The organism is Allobosea sp. R86505 (genome assembly GCF_042466375.1).
In the GTDB taxonomy this organism is placed as follows: Bacteria; Pseudomonadota; Alphaproteobacteria; order Rhizobiales; family Beijerinckiaceae; genus Allobosea.
In genome coordinates this window covers 2,058,158-2,075,731 of record NZ_JAXHPY010000001.1, presented here as the reverse complement: position 1 = coordinate 2,075,731, position 17,574 = coordinate 2,058,158, and the positions used below count along the sequence as shown (strand labels likewise).

19 protein-coding genes are annotated in these 17,574 nt (G+C 67.3%); 9 read left to right on the top strand and 10 right to left on the bottom strand.

Annotation, left to right across the window (positions count from 1 at the left end; translation table 11 throughout):
- Positions 1–10 precede the first annotated feature (10 nt).
- The gene (locus tag SJY11_RS10030; protein ID WP_376986441.1) at positions 11–721 is read left to right on the top strand and encodes an aspartate/glutamate racemase family protein; all 711 of its coding nucleotides are present in this window, start codon (positions 11–13) and stop codon (positions 719–721) included.
- A 126-nt stretch (positions 722–847) separates the two neighbouring features.
- The gene (locus tag SJY11_RS10025) at positions 848–1,390 is read left to right on the top strand and encodes a class I SAM-dependent methyltransferase (protein WP_376986440.1); all 543 of its coding nucleotides are present in this window, start codon (positions 848–850) and stop codon (positions 1,388–1,390) included.
- Between the two features lie 177 nt (positions 1,391–1,567).
- On the opposite strand, the gene SJY11_RS10020 is transcribed toward SJY11_RS10025, so the two are convergent.
- Together SJY11_RS10020 and SJY11_RS10015 are read right to left on the bottom strand one after the other, a co-directional pair.
- Complete coding sequence (locus SJY11_RS10020) at positions 1,568–1,807, bottom strand: tautomerase family protein (RefSeq protein WP_376986438.1); 240 nt, start codon at positions 1,805–1,807, stop codon at positions 1,568–1,570.
- Between the two features lie 105 nt (positions 1,808–1,912).
- Positions 1,913–2,869 (bottom strand): MBL fold metallo-hydrolase, encoded by a 957-nt coding sequence (locus tag SJY11_RS10015; RefSeq protein WP_376989291.1) that lies wholly within the window; start codon positions 2,867–2,869, stop codon positions 1,913–1,915.
- Between the two features lie 75 nt (positions 2,870–2,944).
- On the opposite strand from SJY11_RS10015, the gene SJY11_RS10010 reads away from it, so the two are divergent.
- On the top strand, positions 2,945–3,901 hold the full coding sequence (locus SJY11_RS10010) for a LysR family transcriptional regulator (protein WP_376986437.1): 957 nt from the start codon (positions 2,945–2,947) through the stop codon (positions 3,899–3,901).
- Positions 3,902–3,922: 21 nt separating this feature from the next.
- On the opposite strand, the gene SJY11_RS10005 is transcribed toward SJY11_RS10010, so the two are convergent.
- Entirely contained in the window at positions 3,923–4,327 is a 405-nt protein-coding gene (locus SJY11_RS10005) for a GtrA family protein (protein ID WP_376986436.1), read from the bottom strand.
- A 208-nt stretch (positions 4,328–4,535) separates the two neighbouring features.
- On the opposite strand from SJY11_RS10005, the gene carB reads away from it, so the two are divergent.
- The 3 genes from carB (at position 4,536) to SJY11_RS09990 (ending at position 9,057) form a co-directional block, all read left to right on the top strand.
- Entirely contained in the window at positions 4,536–7,898 is a 3,363-nt protein-coding gene (gene carB / locus SJY11_RS10000) for a carbamoyl-phosphate synthase large subunit (protein WP_376986435.1), read from the top strand.
- Between the two features lie 100 nt (positions 7,899–7,998).
- Complete coding sequence (gene greA, locus SJY11_RS09995; RefSeq protein ID WP_376986434.1) at positions 7,999–8,475, top strand: transcription elongation factor GreA; 477 nt, start codon at positions 7,999–8,001, stop codon at positions 8,473–8,475.
- A 93-nt stretch (positions 8,476–8,568) separates the two neighbouring features.
- Positions 8,569–9,057: a hypothetical protein gene (locus SJY11_RS09990; protein WP_376986433.1), complete on the top strand. Its 489-nt coding sequence runs from the start codon at positions 8,569–8,571 to the stop codon at positions 9,055–9,057.
- On the opposite strand, the gene SJY11_RS09985 is transcribed toward SJY11_RS09990, so the two are convergent.
- Positions 9,042–9,497 (bottom strand): GNAT family N-acetyltransferase, encoded by a 456-nt coding sequence (locus tag SJY11_RS09985; RefSeq protein ID WP_376986432.1) that lies wholly within the window; start codon positions 9,495–9,497, stop codon positions 9,042–9,044. The two genes, SJY11_RS09990 and SJY11_RS09985, sit on opposite strands and share 16 nt — an antisense overlap.
- 4 nt (positions 9,498–9,501) lie before the next feature.
- Positions 9,502–9,966: an Lrp/AsnC family transcriptional regulator gene (locus SJY11_RS09980; RefSeq protein ID WP_376986431.1), complete on the bottom strand. Its 465-nt coding sequence runs from the start codon at positions 9,964–9,966 to the stop codon at positions 9,502–9,504.
- Between the two features lie 100 nt (positions 9,967–10,066).
- Here SJY11_RS09980 and SJY11_RS09975 point away from each other — a divergent pair, with 100 nt between their 5' ends.
- From SJY11_RS09975 to SJY11_RS09965, 3 genes are all read left to right on the top strand, one after another.
- Positions 10,067–11,050: a mitochondrial fission ELM1 family protein gene (locus SJY11_RS09975; RefSeq protein WP_376986430.1), complete on the top strand. Its 984-nt coding sequence runs from the start codon at positions 10,067–10,069 to the stop codon at positions 11,048–11,050.
- Positions 11,051–11,122: 72 nt separating this feature from the next.
- Positions 11,123–12,088 carry a thioredoxin-disulfide reductase gene (gene trxB, locus SJY11_RS09970; RefSeq protein ID WP_376986429.1) on the top strand — a complete coding sequence of 322 codons (966 nt, stop codon included), beginning with the start codon at positions 11,123–11,125 and terminating at the stop codon, positions 12,086–12,088.
- 144 nt (positions 12,089–12,232) lie between these two features.
- Complete coding sequence (locus SJY11_RS09965) at positions 12,233–13,123, top strand: LysR family transcriptional regulator (protein ID WP_376986428.1); 891 nt, start codon at positions 12,233–12,235, stop codon at positions 13,121–13,123.
- Positions 13,124–13,571: 448 nt separating this feature from the next.
- Here the strand turns inward: SJY11_RS09965 and SJY11_RS09960 are convergent, their stop codons facing one another.
- The 5 genes from SJY11_RS09960 to SJY11_RS09940 form a co-directional block, all read right to left on the bottom strand.
- On the bottom strand, positions 13,572–14,126 hold the full coding sequence (locus tag SJY11_RS09960) for an NADPH-dependent FMN reductase (protein WP_376986427.1): 555 nt from the start codon (positions 14,124–14,126) through the stop codon (positions 13,572–13,574).
- Between the two features lie 72 nt (positions 14,127–14,198).
- Positions 14,199–14,774, bottom strand: a complete 576-nt coding sequence (locus SJY11_RS09955) for a methylated-DNA--[protein]-cysteine S-methyltransferase (protein ID WP_376986425.1) — start codon at positions 14,772–14,774, stop codon at positions 14,199–14,201.
- A 40-nt stretch (positions 14,775–14,814) separates the two neighbouring features.
- Entirely contained in the window at positions 14,815–15,771 is a 957-nt protein-coding gene (gene msrP, locus SJY11_RS09950) for a protein-methionine-sulfoxide reductase catalytic subunit MsrP (RefSeq protein ID WP_376986424.1), read from the bottom strand.
- A 198-nt stretch (positions 15,772–15,969) separates the two neighbouring features.
- Positions 15,970–17,079, bottom strand: a complete 1,110-nt coding sequence (leuB, locus tag SJY11_RS09945; RefSeq protein ID WP_376986423.1) for a 3-isopropylmalate dehydrogenase — start codon at positions 17,077–17,079, stop codon at positions 15,970–15,972.
- A gap of 85 nt (positions 17,080–17,164) precedes the next feature.
- Positions 17,165–17,554 carry a RidA family protein gene (locus SJY11_RS09940; RefSeq protein WP_326909023.1) on the bottom strand — a complete coding sequence of 130 codons (390 nt, stop codon included), beginning with the start codon at positions 17,552–17,554 and terminating at the stop codon, positions 17,165–17,167.
- Between the last annotated feature and the right edge of the window lie 20 nt (positions 17,555–17,574).

Below are 17,574 nucleotides of genomic sequence, written 5' to 3'. Positions count from 1 at the left end.
CACTACACTCATGAGGAGACGTCCGATGCATATCGGCTTGATCGGCGGAATCGGTGTCGCGGCGACAGTGGTCTACTACCAGCGCCTCGTGGCGGCGGCGGCCGAACGCGGCGTCTCAAAGCTCGATCTCACCATCGTTCACGGCGAGATCCAGGAGCTGATCCGCAACAATCTCGCAGATCACAGGGCCGAGCAGGCAAAAGCCTTCGTTCCCCTGGTCGAACGCCTGAACCATGCGGGATGCGATTGCGTGGCCCTGTCCTCGCTCGGTGCGCATTTCTGCCTGGATGACCTGGTGGCGCTCTCGCCCTTGCCGATCGTGTCCGCCGTCGCTCCGCTCGATGCCTTTTTCGTCGGGAAGGGCATCAGGCGGATCGGGCTCCTGGGAACGCGGGTGGTCATGCGGACCCGGCTTTATGGCCAGCTTGCGCGCACGGAGGCGATCGCGCTCGATGACGAGATCGAACTCCTCGGCCAAGCCTATCAGGACATTGCCGTCGCGGGTGTCTGCACACCGGCACCGCGGGAACTGTTCCTCGAGGCCGGGAAGCGCATGATCGTGGCGGGCGCCGACGCGATCGTTCTGGCGGGAACCGACCTCAACCTGGCGTTCGACGGGCAGAGCCCAGGCTATCCGGTCATCGACGCGCTGGATGTCCATGTCGCGCTCCTGGCTGATCTCGCTGCCGGGCGGATCTCCCTGGATCACCTGCCGTCATAGGCGGCGCCCGAACTGCCCGCTGGGTCGGCCAATCCGAAGGCGCGCGCCTCGGACGAGAACACCTCACGATGCCCATGCTGACGACCCGGATCGCCAGCTCGGGCAGGCCGCCGACGCCGCGAACAGGTGCTTCAGGCGCATGACCGCCAGATCGCAAGCGACCTGATCGGTCATATCCCCGCCTCCGACGCCGTGGTGCTCAACCATGGCTGCGGCGAGGCGCTCGATGCCGGCCGCGTCGCCGCCGCCTGCGGAAAACGCTTTCTCTGCGAAGCCGCGCCCAGTGCCCGCGAGAAGCCGCGCGCGATGCTGGGTGGCAAGCCGAACGTCGCCGTGGTCTCGCCCGAGGAGGTCGAGGCGCTGCCCGACGCAACCCTCGATCTCGTCGTCGCCAATTCGCTGATCCAGTATCTCTCGCGCGACGAACACGTCGCCCTGCTCGCCACCTGGCGCGGCAAGCTCAAGCCGGGCGGCGAACTCATCGTCGCCGACATCATCCCACCCGATGTCAGCCCGCTGACCGACGCCTCGCAGCTCCTCGCCTTCGCCTGGCGCGGCGGGTTCCTGACCGCGGCGCTGGCGGGCCTCGTGCGCACTTCTCGGACTATCGCAAGCTCAGGGCCCAGTACGGCCTCTCAACCTACCGGGCCGAGAAGATCACCGCGCTGATCGCCGAAGCCGGCTATGACGGGATCGAACGCCAGCCGAATTTGGCGACAACCCGCACCGGATGACATTCGCGGCGCGCAATCCAGCCTGACACCCAATGAGGACTGGCTGCGGTTCAAGCCGTCTACGGAATCCGCCAGGAGGTGCCACGTGCCACGGGAAGCGAAGGCGTGCAGGTCATGTCGCGACCTCGGCTGGCATCGCGCTTTGCTCGGCACGATAGGCCTGCGGGACGACAAAAACCTCGTCGGCCCGAGCATAGCCGCCGTCCTTCACCTCCTCGATCAGCACCATCGTATGCGGCCGGGCCGCCTCGGAGAAATATTCGACGAGCAGGTCCGTGACGCGATGGACGATCTGCTCCTTCTGGGCCAGGCTGAGTGCGGCTTCCGGGGTCTTGATGTTGACGAATGGCATCTTGCTGTTCTTTCAGGTTGGGGGCGGTTGGCGTGCATCAGAAAAGGGCGGTTGCCGCAGCTGTGAGGGCGTCAGAGGCGCGCCGCTGTAGCGCCCGTGCGTCGGCTAGAACCGCCATACTGCGGGAACCCAAGCATAGCCGCCGTCGATCTTCAGCATGCGGCCGAGCCCCGGGAACGGGTAGTGGAAGCCGAGAACCAGCATTTGCTCCGCCGCGGCGCGGTCGAATATCCGTCTGCGCGCAGCCAGCGCCGCCTCTTTGTCCCGGTCGGGGCCGGGGCGCCACGGGCGGTCGATGTTGACGACGGGGTGGTAAGCGAGGTCCGCCGTCAGCAGCAGTTGATCGCTTCCGGAATGGACGAGAAATGCGACCATGCCGGGTGTGTGCCCCCCGGCGGCGAGGGTGGTGAGGCCGGGAACGATCTCGCGGCCAGGCTCGTAGAGTTCGATCGTCGCGGCAACGGGCTCCAGACTCCGCTTGATCGCCGCGCCAAACCGGGTCCGGAAATCCGCAGGCACCGGCATGTAGGACAGATCGGGCTCGCCTTTGACGAAGAAGTCCCAATCGGCCTTCGGTGCGAAGACCGTGGCCCGGGGGAAGGCCCTGCCGCCATCGGCTCCCCGCAGATTGCCGACATGGTCGGGATGGGTGTGCGAGACGACGATCACGTCGATGTCGCCCGGCGTCAGGCCGATGCCGGCGAGATGGGCGAAGAGGCGGCCGCCATTGGAACCCATCGTCCCCCCTGCGCCCGCTTCGAGCAGGATGCGTCGACCGCCGGTCTCGATCAGGAGCGTGTTCAGGTTCAAGGTGAGGTGGTCGGTCGGGAGGAAGGCGCGCCGCAGCACGGTCTGCAGATCCGCCTCCGGAGCGTCGCTGGCATAGATTCGCGGCGGCCCGCCGATCACGCCATCGCTCAGCACCGTCGCGCGGATGTCGCCGACACGAAAGTGATAGAAGCCGGCATTGGCGGCGGTACCCGTCGGCGTTTGAGCGCTGGCGCGACCGGCGCCCGGTGGCCCCAGCATGAGGCCGGCGCTGCCGCTCGCTGCGGACAGCATGATCGTTCGGCGGTTGAGGGTCGGTCGGATCATCGTCATCCCGTTTCGGTCGTGGCCAAGTCTTGCTGGCACAGGATGACAGCGCCGCGGCGCGCGCATAAGCTTCCCAGACGCGACCAGCTTGATAAGGCCTGCCTTGCAATGAGCCCGCTCCGACTCGACAATCTGGAGGTCTTCGCCACGATCATCCGCTGCGGTGGATTTCGGGCCGCGGCGCGCGAGCGGCGGGTCTCGTCCTCGGCGCTGAGCCAGACCGTGACGACGCTGGAGGAGGCCCTGGGCATCCGGCTTCTGAACCGCACGACGCGCAGCGTCGCGCCGACCGAGGCGGGAGCCCGCCTCCTCGCAAGGCTCGCGCCGGCCCTGGACGACATCCGGGAGGCGCTGGAAGACCTCAACCAGTTGCGCGACACTCCCTCGGGCCTGATCCGCATCAACGCGCCTGCCCCCGCCGTGGAGCATGTTCTGTGCCCGCTCGTGTTCGATTTCATGCACCGCTATCCCGATGTGAAGGTCGAGATCGTCAGCGACGCCGCCCTCATCGACATCGTCGAGCGGGGCTTCGACGCGGGCGTGCGCTTCGGCCGGCAGCTGGCCCAGGACATGATCGCCACGCCCCTGGGCCCGCCCCTGCGCTACGCCATCGTCTGCTCGCCCGCCTATCGCGACGCCCGCGGAACGCCGCTGAGCCCGCAGGACCTGATCGGCCATGATTGCATCCGCCGCCGTTTCCCCGGCGGGTCGTTGGCCACCTGGGAGTTCGAGAAGGATGGGGAGGCCTTGTCGATTGCGCCCGAGGCGCGGCTGACGCTGGGCTCGGCCCATCAGGAGGTGCAGGCCGCGTTGGCGGGCCAAGGCATCGCCCATGTCTTCGATACCTATGCCAAGCCCTATCTCGACGATGGGCAGCTGATCGAACTGATGCGGGACTGGAGCCCGCGGCTCCCGAGCTGGTTTCTCTATTACCCCAACCGGCGGCACCCCAGCGCGGCCATGCGGGCCTTTCTCGCCCACGTCAAAGCCCAGGCCTGAACAGCCTCGCGGGCTACGGCCTCACCCCGACCGGTCGGCGAACGAAAAGAACTTGTGCCCCAGGAACGAGAACACCATCACGAATCCGGTGGTAACGAACTGCATCGGCAGATAGGGCAGGGCCAGCCGCGTCACGAACAGGTGCATCAGCGCCCACGTCAGCCCGAACCCGCCGACGGCGATCAGGCCGAAGCGCCAGCTCGCCTGGGCGTGGCTGCGGGTCGCCTCGAAGGTCATCCAGCGGTTCAGCGTGTAGGAGACCACGGCCCCGACGACGAAGCCCGCCAGGGTCGCCGGCACCGGATCGACCTGCGCGAGCTCGACCAGCGCGACCAGCACACCGTAATGCGCGACAGCGGTGAGCCCGCCGGCAAGCACATAGGCCAGGAGCTGGCGGGTCTGGCGGGGGTAGCGGCGCAGCGGCATCGTGCCTCCTTACAGGCTTTGCCCCAACGAAGCCTGAACAGCGTTCGCGCCGCAGCAGGCTGTGTGCTCGCGCGCTTTCCGCTTCCCTGCGCCGCTCCTCCCCTCTATAGCGAGCGCCTAGCATTCATCTCAGGCGCTCGCACCGGCCCGCTCTCGTGATCGGACGGCAGCGAGTGCGCGCGCCTGCCTCAAGACGAAGTCGAGCCCCATGCCCAAGCGCACAGACATCAAGACCATCCTGATCATCGGCGCCGGCCCCATCATCATCGGCCAGGCCTGCGAGTTCGACTATTCCGGCACGCAGGCCGTGAAGACGCTGAAGGCCGAGGGCTACCGCATCGTCCTGGTTAATTCGAACCCGGCCACGATCATGACCGATCCCGAGCTGGCGGATGCGACCTATGTCGAGCCGATCACGCCCGAGATCGTCGCCAAGATCATCGAGAAGGAGCGCAACGTGCTCCCCGGCGGCTTCGCCCTGCTGCCGACCATGGGCGGGCAGACCGCTCTGAACTGCGCCCTCTCCCTCAACCAGAAGACGATTCCGCAGCCCGACGGCAGCAAGATCAGCGTGCTCGAGAAGTTCGACGTCGAGATGATCGGCGCCACCGCCGAAGCCATCGACAAGGCCGAGGATCGCGAGCTGTTCCGCGAGGCGATGACCAAGATCGGACTCGACACCCCGCGCTCGCACCATGTCAAGAATCTCGGCCAGGCGCTGACCGCGCTGGAGGATATCGGCCTGCCGGCGATCATCCGCCCGTCCTTCACCATGGGCGGCACCGGCGGCGGCATCGCCTACAACAAGGGCGAGTTCATCGAGATCTGCGAGCGCGGCTTCGACGCCTCCCCGACCAGCGAAATCCTCATCGAGGAGAGCGTGCTCGGCTGGAAGGAGTACGAGATGGAGGTCGTTCGCGACAGGAACGACAACTGCATCATCGTCTGCTCGATCGAGAACCTCAACCCGATGGGGGTTCACACCGGCGATTCGATCACGGTCGCGCCCGCGCTGACGCTGACCGACAAGGAATACCAGATCATGCGCGACGCCTCGCTCGCGGTCCTGCGCGAGATCGGTGTCGAGACCGGCGGCTCGAACGTGCAGTTCGCGGTCGATCCCGAGACTGGCCGGATGATCGTCATCGAGATGAACCCGCGCGTCTCGCGCTCCTCGGCGCTGGCCTCCAAGGCGACCGGCTTCCCGATCGCCAAGGTCGCGGCGCGTCTGGCCGTCGGCTACACGCTCGACGAGATCGAGAACGACATCACCGGCGGCGCGACCCCGGCCTCCTTCGAGCCGACGATCGACTATGTCGTCACCAAGATCCCTCGCTTCGCCTTCGAGAAGTTCCCCGGCGCCGAGCCGACGCTGACCACCGCGATGAAGTCGGTCGGCGAATCCATGGCGATCGGCCGCACCTTCCAGGAAAGCTTGCAGAAGGCGCTGCGCTCGCTGGAGACCGGGCTCGACGGCCTCGACGAGATCGAGGTCGAGGGCATGGGCAAGGGCGACGACAAGAACGCGATCAAGGCCGCGCTCTCGACGCCGACGCCCGACCGCATCCTCCAGGTCGCGCAGGCGATGCGCTTCGGCTTCACCGACGCGCAGGTCCATGAGAGCTGCAAGATCGATCCCTGGTTCCTCGAGCAGATGCGCGGCATCGTCGACACCGAGGAGAAGATTCGGCAGTTCGGCCTGCCGCAGACGCCGGGCGCCTTCCGGCAGGTCAAGGCGATGGGCTTCTCCGACAAGCGGCTCGCCGCCGTCGCCGGCAGGACCGAGGCCGAGGTGCGGGCGCTGCGGCGTTCGCTCGCCGTGCGCCCGGTCTACAAGCGCATCGACACCTGCGCCGCCGAATTCGCCTCGCCCACGGCCTATATGTACTCAACCTATGCCATGCCCTTCGCCGGCCAGGCCGCCGACGAGGCCAAGCCGACGGACCGCAAGAAGGTCGTCATCCTCGGCGGCGGTCCCAACCGCATCGGCCAGGGCATCGAGTTCGACTATTGCTGCTGCCATGCCTGCTATGCGCTGAAGGATGCCGGCTACGAGACCATCATGGTCAACTGCAACCCGGAGACGGTGTCGACCGACTACGACACCTCCGACCGGCTCTATTTCGAGCCGCTGACCGCCGAGGACGTGCTCGAGATCCTCGAGACCGAGAGGCAGAACGGCACGCTGCACGGCGTCATCGTCCAGTTCGGCGGGCAGACCCCGCTCAAGCTGGCGAACGCGCTCGAAGAGGCCGGCATCCCGATCCTCGGCACCTCACCCGACGCAATCGACCTCGCCGAGGATCGCGACCGCTTCAAGCGCCTGCTCGACAAGCTGCAGCTCAAGCAGCCCAAGAACGGCATCGCCTATTCGGTCGAGCAGGCCCGCATGATCGTGGCCGAACTCGGCCTGCCCTTCGTCGTGCGCCCGTCCTATGTGCTCGGCGGCCGCGCCATGGCGATCATCCGCGACGAGGCGATGTTCGAGGATTATCTGCTCGGCACCCTGCCCTCGCTGATCCCCTCCGAGGTCAAGGCCAAATACCCCAACGACAAGACCGGCCAGATCAACACGGTGCTCGGCAAGAACCCGCTGCTGTTCGACCGCTATCTGTCGGACGCGATCGAGGTCGATGTCGACTGCCTGGCCGACGGCAAGGACGCCTTCATCGCCGGCATCATGGAGCATATCGAGGAGGCCGGCATCCATTCCGGCGACTCGGCCTGCTCGCTGCCGCCGCGCTCGCTGTCGCCCGAGACCATCGCCGAACTGGAGCGCCAGACGCGCGCCATGGCGCTGGCGCTCGATGTCGGCGGGCTGATGAACGTCCAGTATGCGATCAAGGACGGCGAGATCTATGTGCTCGAGGTCAACCCGCGCGCCTCGCGCACGGTGCCCTTCGTCGCCAAGGTCGTCGGCATCCCCGTCGCCAAGATCGCGGCCCGCATCATGGCCGGCGAGAGCTTGGCGAGCTTCGGCCTGAAGGCGCAGACGCTCGGCCATGTCGGCGTCAAGGAGGCGGTGTTCCCCTTCGCCCGCTTCCCCGGCGTCGACGTGCTGCTCGGCCCGGAAATGCGCTCTACCGGCGAGGTCATCGGGCTGGACCGCTCCTTCGACATCGCTTTCGCCAAGAGCCAGCTCGGCGCCGGCTCGAAGGTGCCGGTCAAGGGCACGGTCTTCGTCTCGGTGCGCGACGAGGACAAGCCACGCATCGTCGAGAGCGTCCGCATGCTGGCCGATCTCGGCTTCCGCGTGCTGGCGACCGGCGGCACCCTGCGCCTCCTCCAGGAGGAGGGCATCGCGGCCGCCAAGATCAACAAGGTGCTGGAAGGCCGTCCGCACGTCGTCGACGCGATCAAGAACGGCGAAATCCAGCTCGTCTTCAACACCACGGACGGCCCGCAGGCGCTGGCGGATTCCCGTTCGCTCCGCCGAACGGCCCTCTTGCACAAGGTTCCCTATTATACCACCTTGGCCGGAGCGATCGCGGCGGCGGAAGGCATCAAGGCCTACTGCAGCGGCGATCTCGAGGTGAGGTCGCTGCAATCCTACTTCGTGAACGCTGCCTGAGGGCGGGGCGCCGACGAAGTTTTATAAACGACGAGAAGCGGGGCGCAGGCGGCCAGAAAGCCGCCGGCGGGCACCCGCTTTCGGATGATGGGACGAGACGATGGAAAAGGTTCCGATGACCCCCGGCGGCTTCGCCGCTCTGGAGGCCGAACTCAAGGACCGCCAGCAGGTCCAGCGCCAGCGCATCATCGCAGCGATCTCGGAGGCCCGCGCCCATGGCGATCTCTCGGAGAACGCCGAGTATCATGCCGCCAAGGAAGCGCAGGCGCTCAATGAGGGCCGCATCCAGGAGCTCGAATCCCTGATCGGCCGGGCCGACATCATCGACGTCGCGAAGCTCGCCGGCAGCGACACGATCAAGTTCGGCGCCACCGTCAAGCTGATCGACGACGACACCGAGGAAGAGAAGAGCTACCAGATCGTCGGCGAGCCTGAATCGGACGTGAAGTCCGGCAAGGTTTCGATCGGCTCGCCGATCGCGCGCGCGCTGATCGGCAAGAAGGTCGGCGATTCCGTGCAGGTCAACACGCCCGGCGGCGGCAAGTCCTACGAGGTCGTCAGCGTCGACTTCCGCTAGCCGCGGCCGCGTCAGTGCCGGCAGCACGCCTGAAACCTTGGCGTGGCCGGCTCGCGACACCACATGGATGGGCGACATCTGGGAGCATCAGCCATGACGACCCGCCGCTCATTGATCCTGCAGGCCATGGCCGGCGCGATGCTCGCCGCGACCGGTCCCGCGCTGGCGCAGGCGAGGACCGTCGGCGCGATCCGCGTCGACACCGCCCGCCTTGCAGCGCAGGGCTGGGGTCCGCGATCGCAGGAGATCAAGCGCGACCTCGAGCGCCAGCTCGCGACCACGCTCGCCCCGATGATCCGCCGGGGCGGACCGGTTCTCACAGTCACCGTCAAGGGCGTCTGGCTGGCGAGCTGGGCCGGCGGCGGTGGCAAGTTTAGCGCCGGCGGCGCCAGCATGGACAATTTCGATGCCGACTACGTTCTGACCGGTCCGCGCGGCGAGGTTCTGGGCCAATGGACGATCCTGTCCACCATAGGCTCGGATTCTGGCGGCGCCTGGTATCGGCCCGATGTCGATCAGCGCCGCGTCGCCGCGTTGATCGAGAACAACGCCCTCTGGATCAGGCGCTATCTCGGCGGTTGAGCCGGGTTCCTGATCTGAAAGGCGGTCTTCCCCCGCTGGAAGCCGCAGGCTTCATAGAAGCCGAGCACTGCCGGATCGGAGCGGCCCGTCATCAGCATGACCTTGTAGCAGTCCAGCGCGAAGGCATGGGCGACGGCCGCGCGGACGACGGCCTTGCCGAGACCGCGCCCGCGCAGCGCGGCGGCGCTGACCACGTTCTCGATCAGCGCAAACGGCCTTTGATCGCGCGTCAGGTTCGGCACGACGATCAGGACGCAGGTCGCCACAACGGCACCTTCGAACTCGGCCACATGAACGCTCATCATGTCGCTCGACAGCATGCGGTTCCAGGTCGCCTCGGCCGCCACGGCGTCGGGCAGAAGGTCCCCCGGGCTCAACTGCGCGTAGAGCGAGAGAATGGCGGGGAGATCGGCCGCGCCGGCCCGACGAACGGCGGACATCACCTCACGCGAACGGCACGATCGGCTCGTCCTTGACCCGGTCGAGCGCCAGTGCCGTGCGGACATTGCGGACATTGGGCAGGCCCGTCAGCTCGCCGACGAAGTCCTGGAAGGCCTTCAGGTCCGGCGCCACGCATTTCAGCATGAAATCGATATCGCCGGAGAGTTTCCAGCACTCGCGCACCGCGGCCCACCCCCGGATCCGCGCCTGGAACACCTCGAGATCGGCCTCGGCCTGGCTCGCCAGATGGACGAAGGCGAAACAGACCACCTCGAAGCCGAGCTTGCCCTCGTCGAGCTGTGCCCGGTAACCGGTGATCAGCCCCGCTTCCTCCAGCGCCCGCACGCGGCGCAGGCAGGGCGGCGGGGAGATGCCGACCCGGCTCGCCAGCTCGACATTGGTCATCCGCCCGTCCCCCTGCAATTCGCGCAGGATCGCCAGGTCGATATCGTCGAGTTTGGAGCGCACGAGGGGTCCCGGATCAAGGTTGCGCTGGTGTAGACGCAGCGTCTTGGCGATACAAGGCACGTGCCGTGCCGAAGCCGGCGAGCCACCGCAGGAGCCTGCCTTGCAAGCCGACCCCACTCCGACCGTCTGGGTGCTGACCGACGGCAAGGCCGGCGACCAGGTCCAGTGCCTGGGCGTCGCCGAGCGGCTGGGCGTCACCCCCGAGATCCGGCGGATCGCGCCGCGAAAACCCTTCGCCTGGCTGATGCCGCGCGGCCCGATCGACCCGCGCGAGGCTCCCGACCGGCCCGGCAGCCCGATCCGCCCGCCCTTCCCGGACATCGTCATCGCCTCGGGGCGCCGTGCGATCGCCTATGTCCGGGCGGTGAAGAAGGCCTCGAACGGCGCCACCTTCACCGTCATCCTGAAGGATCCGCGCACGGGCGCGGGCTCGGCCGACTTCCTCTGGGTCGCCGAGCACGACCGCCTGCGCGGCGAGAACGTCCTGGTCACGACGACCTCCCCGCACGGCCTGGCGCCGCAGCGCCTGGAGGCGGCGCGCCGCGCCCCGCCCGCCGCCATCGCTGCCCTGCCCACCCCGCGCGCCGCGATCCTCGTCGGCGGGGACAGCCGCCATCACCGCTTCAGGCCCGAAGACATCGCTCGCTTCGCCGAGGGGCTCGAGGCGCTCGCGCGCTCGGGCGTCGCTTTGATGGGCTCGCGCTCGCGCCGCACCTCGCCGGCACTTGACGCCGCCGTCGCCGCCGTCTTCGCCCGCCATGGGGGCTGGTGGTGGGACGGCACCGGCGAGAACCCCTATGTCGCGTTGCTCGCCCATGCCGACGCCATCGTCACGACGGCGGATTCGACCAACATGATCGGCGAGGCGACAGCGACCGGCGCCCCGATCCTGGTGTTCGAGCCGCATGGCGGGCACGGCAAGCTGGCGAAATTCCTCGAGTCGCTGAAGCGGCAGGGCATGGTCCATCACTTCGAGGGGCGGCTGGCGGGCGAGCGCTATGCGCCGGTCGATTCGACGCAAGCGATCGCCGACGCCGTCCGCCAGCGTTGGCTTATGCACAGGCAGCAGCTGCGCCTCGCCTGATCTTGAAAGCCCGTGCGCTTGCATCGTCGATCCGGCGGCGTATGTCGGGAGGGCAAGCAAGAGGAATTCAACATGGCCCACACCCATGCCCGCGTGATGATCGTCGGTTCAGGCCCGGCCGGCTACACCGCCGCGATCTACGCCGCCCGCGCCCTGCTCGAGCCGGTGCTGATTTCGGGGATGCAGGCCGGTGGCCAGCTGATGATCACCACGGACGTCGAGAATTATCCGGGCTTCGCCGACGTCATCCAGGGCCCCTGGCTGATGGAGCAGATGCGCGCCCAGGCCGAGCACATGGGCACGCGCATGGTCTCCGACCACATCGCCCGCGTCGATCTCTCGCAGCGTCCCTTCCGCCTTTGGGGCGACGGCGACGCGACCTATTCCTGCGACGCGCTGATCATCGCCACCGGCGCCCAGGCGAAATGGCTCGGCCTGCCCTCCGAACAGGCCTTCCAGGGCTTCGGCGTCTCGGCCTGCGCCACCTGCGACGGCTTCTTCTTCCGCAACAAGGAGGTTGCGGTCGTCGGCGGAGGCAACACCGCGGTCGAAGAGGCGCTGTATCTCGCCAACCTCGCCAGCAAGGTCACGCTGGTCCACCGCCGCGATACGCTGCGCGCCGAGAAGGTGATGCAGGATCGGCTGTTCAAGCATCCGAAGGTCGAGGTCGTCTGGGATTCCGAGGTGGCGGAGATCTGCGGCGGGACGCAGCCTCCCAACGTCACCCATCTGCGCCTGCGCAACCTGAAGACCGGCGTCGAGCGCGACCTGAAGGCCGACGGCGTCTTCATCGCCATCGGCCACAAGCCGGCGACCGAGCTCTTCGCCGGGCAGCTCGCCATGAACGAGACCGGCTATCTCGACGTCGAGCCGGGCACCAGCCGCACCAACATCGCGGGCGTCTTCGCCGCCGGGGACGTCACCGACGAGCATTATCGCCAGGCCGTGACGGCCGCCGGCATGGGCTGCATGGCTGCCCTCGATGCCGAGCGCTGGTTGCAGGCGACCGAACTGGAACAACTCAGGGCGGCCGAATAGGCGGCCCTGTTTCAACTCATCACGAAAATTGATCGTCTTTGTAACCAAATTCAGGGTGAAAAGAACGCCGTGATGCGACAGGGGCGTTGACGTTCCAAGATTTTAGCCTCCAACATGCGCCTAACGCATAACGGGGGAAGCGCGGTGGATTGGGACCGCATCAGGATTTTTTATACCGTCGCCGAGTCCGGCAGCTTCACCAAAGCTGGCGATGTTCTCGGGCTGAGCCAATCCGCCGTCAGCCGCCAGATCGGCGCGCTGGAGCGCGAACTGCGCGCGCCGCTGTTCCACCGCCACACCCGCGGGCTGATCCTGACCGAGCAGGGTGAACTGCTCTGGCGCGCGGCGCGCGAGATGACGCAGCGCCTCGAGCGGACGCGGGCCCAGCTCTCGGAAACCCGCGAGCACCCCTCCGGCGAGCTCAAGGTCACGGCCACCCGCGGTCTCGGCGGCCATTGGCTGACCCCGCGCCTGGCAGAGTTCCTCGACCTCTACCCCGACATCAAGGTCGATCTCATCCTCACCGATGAGGAACTCAACCTGTCGATGCGCGAGGCCGACATCGCCATTCGCCTGCGCCAACCGCAGCAGCCGGACCTGATCCAGCGCAAGCTCTTCACCGTCCATTTCCACGTCTACGGTTCGCCGGCCTATGTGAAGCGCTTCGGCGAGCCCAAGTCCCATGAGGATCTGGACAACCACCGCATCCTCTCCTTCGGTGGCACCTCGCCGTCCTATTTGACGGCGGTGCACTGGCTCGGTTCGCTGGGTCGCGATCAGCGCAATCCCCGCCCGATCCACCTCACCGTCAACAACATCACCGCGATGAAGCGGGCCGTCGATTCCGGCGCCGGCATCGCCGTGCTCCCCGACTACCTGATCGAGACGGGCTCGCCGCTGGTGCAGTTGATGCGCGAGACCGAGATGCCTCAGCTCGAGAGCTATCTGGTCTATCCGGAAGAGATGAAGTCGGTCGCGCGTGTGCAGGTCTTCCGCGACTTCCTGATCCAGAAGGCCCAGCGCTGGACCTACTGACCGACGCCGCCACCCGCTGATTCGCTTAGTGCCGGGCGTTCCCAACGCCCGGCACGTCTCGTTGGTGCCCCCGGCCGCCGCAATGTTATGCTGCGCTGCAGCAATGGATTGACGATCTCTTGCCCTAACGGCAAGCTCCGGCTGCGCTGCGTGCATATTTATCAATGATTTAGGCTCAAATTGCGCCATATGATCGCGGTTCATGCAATCTGCGCATGGCGGACCCAATCAATGCTGCATTGCAAAAAGGCAGATGGCGACCGATATAGCAGTCACGGTTGTTCGGAACGGGCTCTGCTATCTCCTCCCGGCATCGAGTTCGTTTCAGCCGTTCCCCTCTGAGATGTTTGGCGTTTGAGCCGGATGTTTCAAACTTCAAAGGCCGGCTCCCTCACGGGACGCCGGCCCTTTTTTTGGCTGCGGCGCGCGGGCCGCGGCCGGCGGTGGATCAGGCCGCCAGTTTCCCGACCAGCCCGGCGAACCTGTCCATGAAGCCTTGCAGGAAGCCGCGCGTCGCCTCGACCGTGACGGTACCGGCCTCGTCGACCAGGCCTTCCTTCCAGGTGATGAACATCTGGCCGCCCATCACCAGCGCCCCCTGGTTGCCGAGGATGTCGCGCAGATGCTGCTGGGCGCAGGCGGTGCCGACGCCGCCGGGGCTGGTGCCGATGATGGCGGCGGGCTTGCCGCCCCAGACGCCCTTGCCCGAGGGACGCGAAGCCCAGTCGATCGCGTTCTTCAGCACGGCGGGGATCGAGCGGTTGTGCTCCGGCGTGACGACCAGCACGGCATCGGCCTCCGCGATCGCCTCCTTCAGTCGCGTCGCGCTCTCCGGCCATGCCTCGCCCTCGAGATCCTGATTGTACATCGGCAGGTCGTCGATGTGCGCGAAGCTCGCCGCGAAGCTCCCCTCGCCGAGCTTCGCCAGCGCCTGCGCCAGCTTGCGGTTAATCGACGCCTTGCGGTTGCTGCCGACGATGATGGCGAGCTTGAAGGGGGCCATGAAGGGGAACTCCTCAGTTGTGGTGCGGAAAGGGTCTGTGAGAGCAGGCAACGCGCAGCGGCCCCGCCGCGTTCATCCCGCCGCCCGTGAAGGCCGCGCCGCCAGCGGCAGGGCCTCGAAGAGGCCCGGCGCCGCGTCCGTGCGCGCCTTCTCGATGGTCAGGAGGCGCAGCTTGGTCTCGACGCCCCCCTCGGCCGAGAAGCCGCCGGTCCGGCCGCCGGCCGCGAGCACGCGGTGGCAGGGTACGATGATCGGCACCGGATTGCGGCCGAGCGCGACGCCGACGGCCCGCGCCGCCCCGGGCTGGCCGAGCCGGGCCGCAACCGCGCCATAGGTCATCGTCTCGCCGGGCGGAATGCTCAGGGCGACCTCGTAGACGCGCCGCTCGAAGGCGGGGACTGCATCGAGATCGACAGGCAGATGCGAGAGATCGCGCGCCTCACCGTCCAGCAGCGCCACGATCTCCGTGATGGCCGCCGCGATGAAGGCGGGCGGCGGCGCCTCGACGGCTCGCGGGAACCGCCGCGCCAGCCGCCGGCAGGCCGTGTCCTCGTCGGGCTCGGGGAGTTGCGCGCCGATGATGCGGTCGCCCCGCCAGACCAGGGCGCAACGGCCGATCGGTGTCGGGAAGAGGCAAAAGGACGGCATGGCGCCATCCTAGGCCATCGCCGGCCGCGCCGTCACCCGCTCACATGAACAGCTTTTCGCCGTCCAGCCCCTTGTAGAGCCCGGCGACCTGCTCCTCATAGCCATTGTAGAGCAGCGTCGGCCGGCGGTCGCGCGAGCCGAGCAGCTGCTCGCTGGCCTGGGTCCAGCGCGGATGCGGCACGGCCGGGTTCACATTGGCCCAGAAGCCGTATTCGGCAGGCTGCAGCCCCTCCCAGAAGGTCTTGGGCCGCTCCGCCACGAAGCTGATCTTGGTGATCGATTTCACCGACTTGAACCCGTATTTCCACGGCACGATCAGCCGCACCGGGGCGCCATGCTGGCTCGGGATCGGCTTGCCATAGATGCCCGTCACCAGCAGCGGCAGCTCGTTCGTCGCCTCCGCGATGGTCAACCCCTCGGTATAGGGCCACGGATACCAGCGGGCCGACTGGCCCGGCGCCATGCGCGGGTTGAGGAAGGTTTCGAAGCGGATGTATTTCGCACCCGACAGCGGCCGGGCGAGATCGACGAAGGCCTTGAGCGGGATGCCCGTCCACGGCACCGCCATCGACCAGCTCTCGACGCAGCGGAAACGGTAGAGCCGCTCTTCCAGCGGCAGCTTGCGCACGAGATCGTCGAAGCCGATCTCGAAGGGCTTCTCGACCATGCCGTCGATCGCGATGGTCCAGGGCCGGCTCACCAGCCGCTTCGACGCCGCGACGATGTCCTTGGACGTGCCGAACTCGTAGAAATTGTTGTAGCTCGACGCCAGCGCCTCGTCGGTCACCGCCCGGTCGAGCGTGTAGGCGGCGTTGCGCTTGGCGGGGTAGAGATCGAGCGTCGGATCGGCGCCCTGGGCGGCGGCGCCCCCCGGACGCGCAGCGCCCGCGATCAGGCCGGCCCCGCCCGCCATGAAGGCGCGGCGGTTGAAGAACACCGCTTCCGGCGTCGCCTCGCTCTCGGGAATGGACCAGCTCGGACGGTTCTTGATCAGCATCGGACCGGCATCGCTCCGTTTCGGATGCCGCCACTCTAGCGCATGGCCGGACGCCGCACGCAATTCACGAGGGGGAGAGGTGCCACTTGGCCGCGACGTCTTGATTTCGTCATTGCGAGGAGCACAGCGACGAAGCAATCCAGACGTTCAGGGCACTGTCCTGGATTGCTTCGCTCCGCTCGCAATGACGAGGCGCCCTCAGCCGCGCGCCTCCAGCGCCTTGACGATGGCCTGCCCCATCTCGCTGGTCGAGACGGCATTGGCGCCCGGCGCGGCGATGTCCTTGGTGCGGGTGCCGGAGCCGAGAACGTCGGCAATCGCGCCTTCGAGCCGGTCGGCCGCCTCGATCGCGCCGAAGGAGTAGCGCAGTGCCATGGCAAACGAGCCGATCATCGCGATCGGGTTCGCCAGCCCCTTGCCGGCGATGTCCGGCGCCGAGCCATGGACCGGCTCGTAGAGCGCCTTGCGCTTGCCGGTGGCCGGGTCCTCGGCGCCGAGCGAGGCCGATGGCAGCATGCCGAGCGAGCCGGTCAGCATCGCCGCCACGTCCGAGAGGATGTCGCCGAAGAGGTTATCGGTGACGATGACGTCGTACTGCTTGGGCCAGCGCACCAGCTGCATCGCGCAGTTGTCGGCGAGCACATGCTCGAGCTCGACATCGGCGTAGTCCTTGGCATGCAGCGCGGTGACCGTCTGCTTCCAGAGCACGCCGGTCTTCATGACGTTGTGCTTCTCGGCCGAGGAGACCTTGTTGCGGCGCGTGCGCGCCAGCTCGAAGGCAACGCGGCAGATCCGGTCGATCTCCGGGGTGGTGTAGAGCTGCGTGTCGATGCCGCGCTTGGAGCCGTCCTCCAGTGTCACGATCTCCTTGGGCTCGCCGAAATAGACGCCGCCGGTGAGCTCGCGCACGATCAGGATATCGAGGCCTTCCACGACCTCCGGCTTCAGCGAGGAGGCCGAGGCCAGCGCCGGATAGCAGATCGCCGGCCGCAGGTTCGCGAACAGGCCGAGATCCTTGCGCAGGCGCAAAAGCCCGGCCTCCGGGCGGTGCTGATAGGGCACATTCGCCCATTTCGGGCCGCCGACGGCGCCGAAGAGCACGGCGTCGGCCTGCTGGGCGAGCTTCATGTCGCCTTCAGAGATCGCCTGCTTGTGCGCGTCATAGGCGGCGCCGCCGACGAGGCCCTTCTCGATCTCGAAGGAGGCGAGCCCCTGCTTGCCGAACCAGGAGACGATCTGCTCGACCTGCCCCATCACCTCGGGGCCGATGCCGTCGCCGGGGAGCATCAGGAGCTTGTGGGTCGCCATGGTCGTCGCCTCGCCGTTTCTTGAACCTGCAATGGCGGCTGATTAGGGCGCACGCCCCCCGCATGCAAGCGGCGCGGACGCCATGTCAGGGCCGCGCCAGCCGCGCGGTCACCTCGATCTCGACCTTCATCTCGGGCTTCAGCAGCCCGGCCACGACATAGATGCCCGCTGCCGGGCGCACCTCGCGGAAAACCTCGCCGCAGACGGCGAGCACCGGCTCGCAATAAGCCCGGTCGGTGACGAAATACTGCGCCCGCACCACGCCCGCGAGCGAGGCGCCCGCCTCCGTCAGCACCGCATCCAGCGTCCGGAAAATGTTACGTGCCTGCTCGGCCGCATCCTCCGGCAGGGTCATGGTGACATAGTCATAGCCGGTCGTGCCGGACACGAAGACGAGATCGCCGTCGATCACGGCCCGCGAATAGCCGAAGGCGGTCTCGAAGGGCGAGCCGGTGGAAATCAGGCGGCGGGACATGCGAGGGGGTCTCGGGGGTC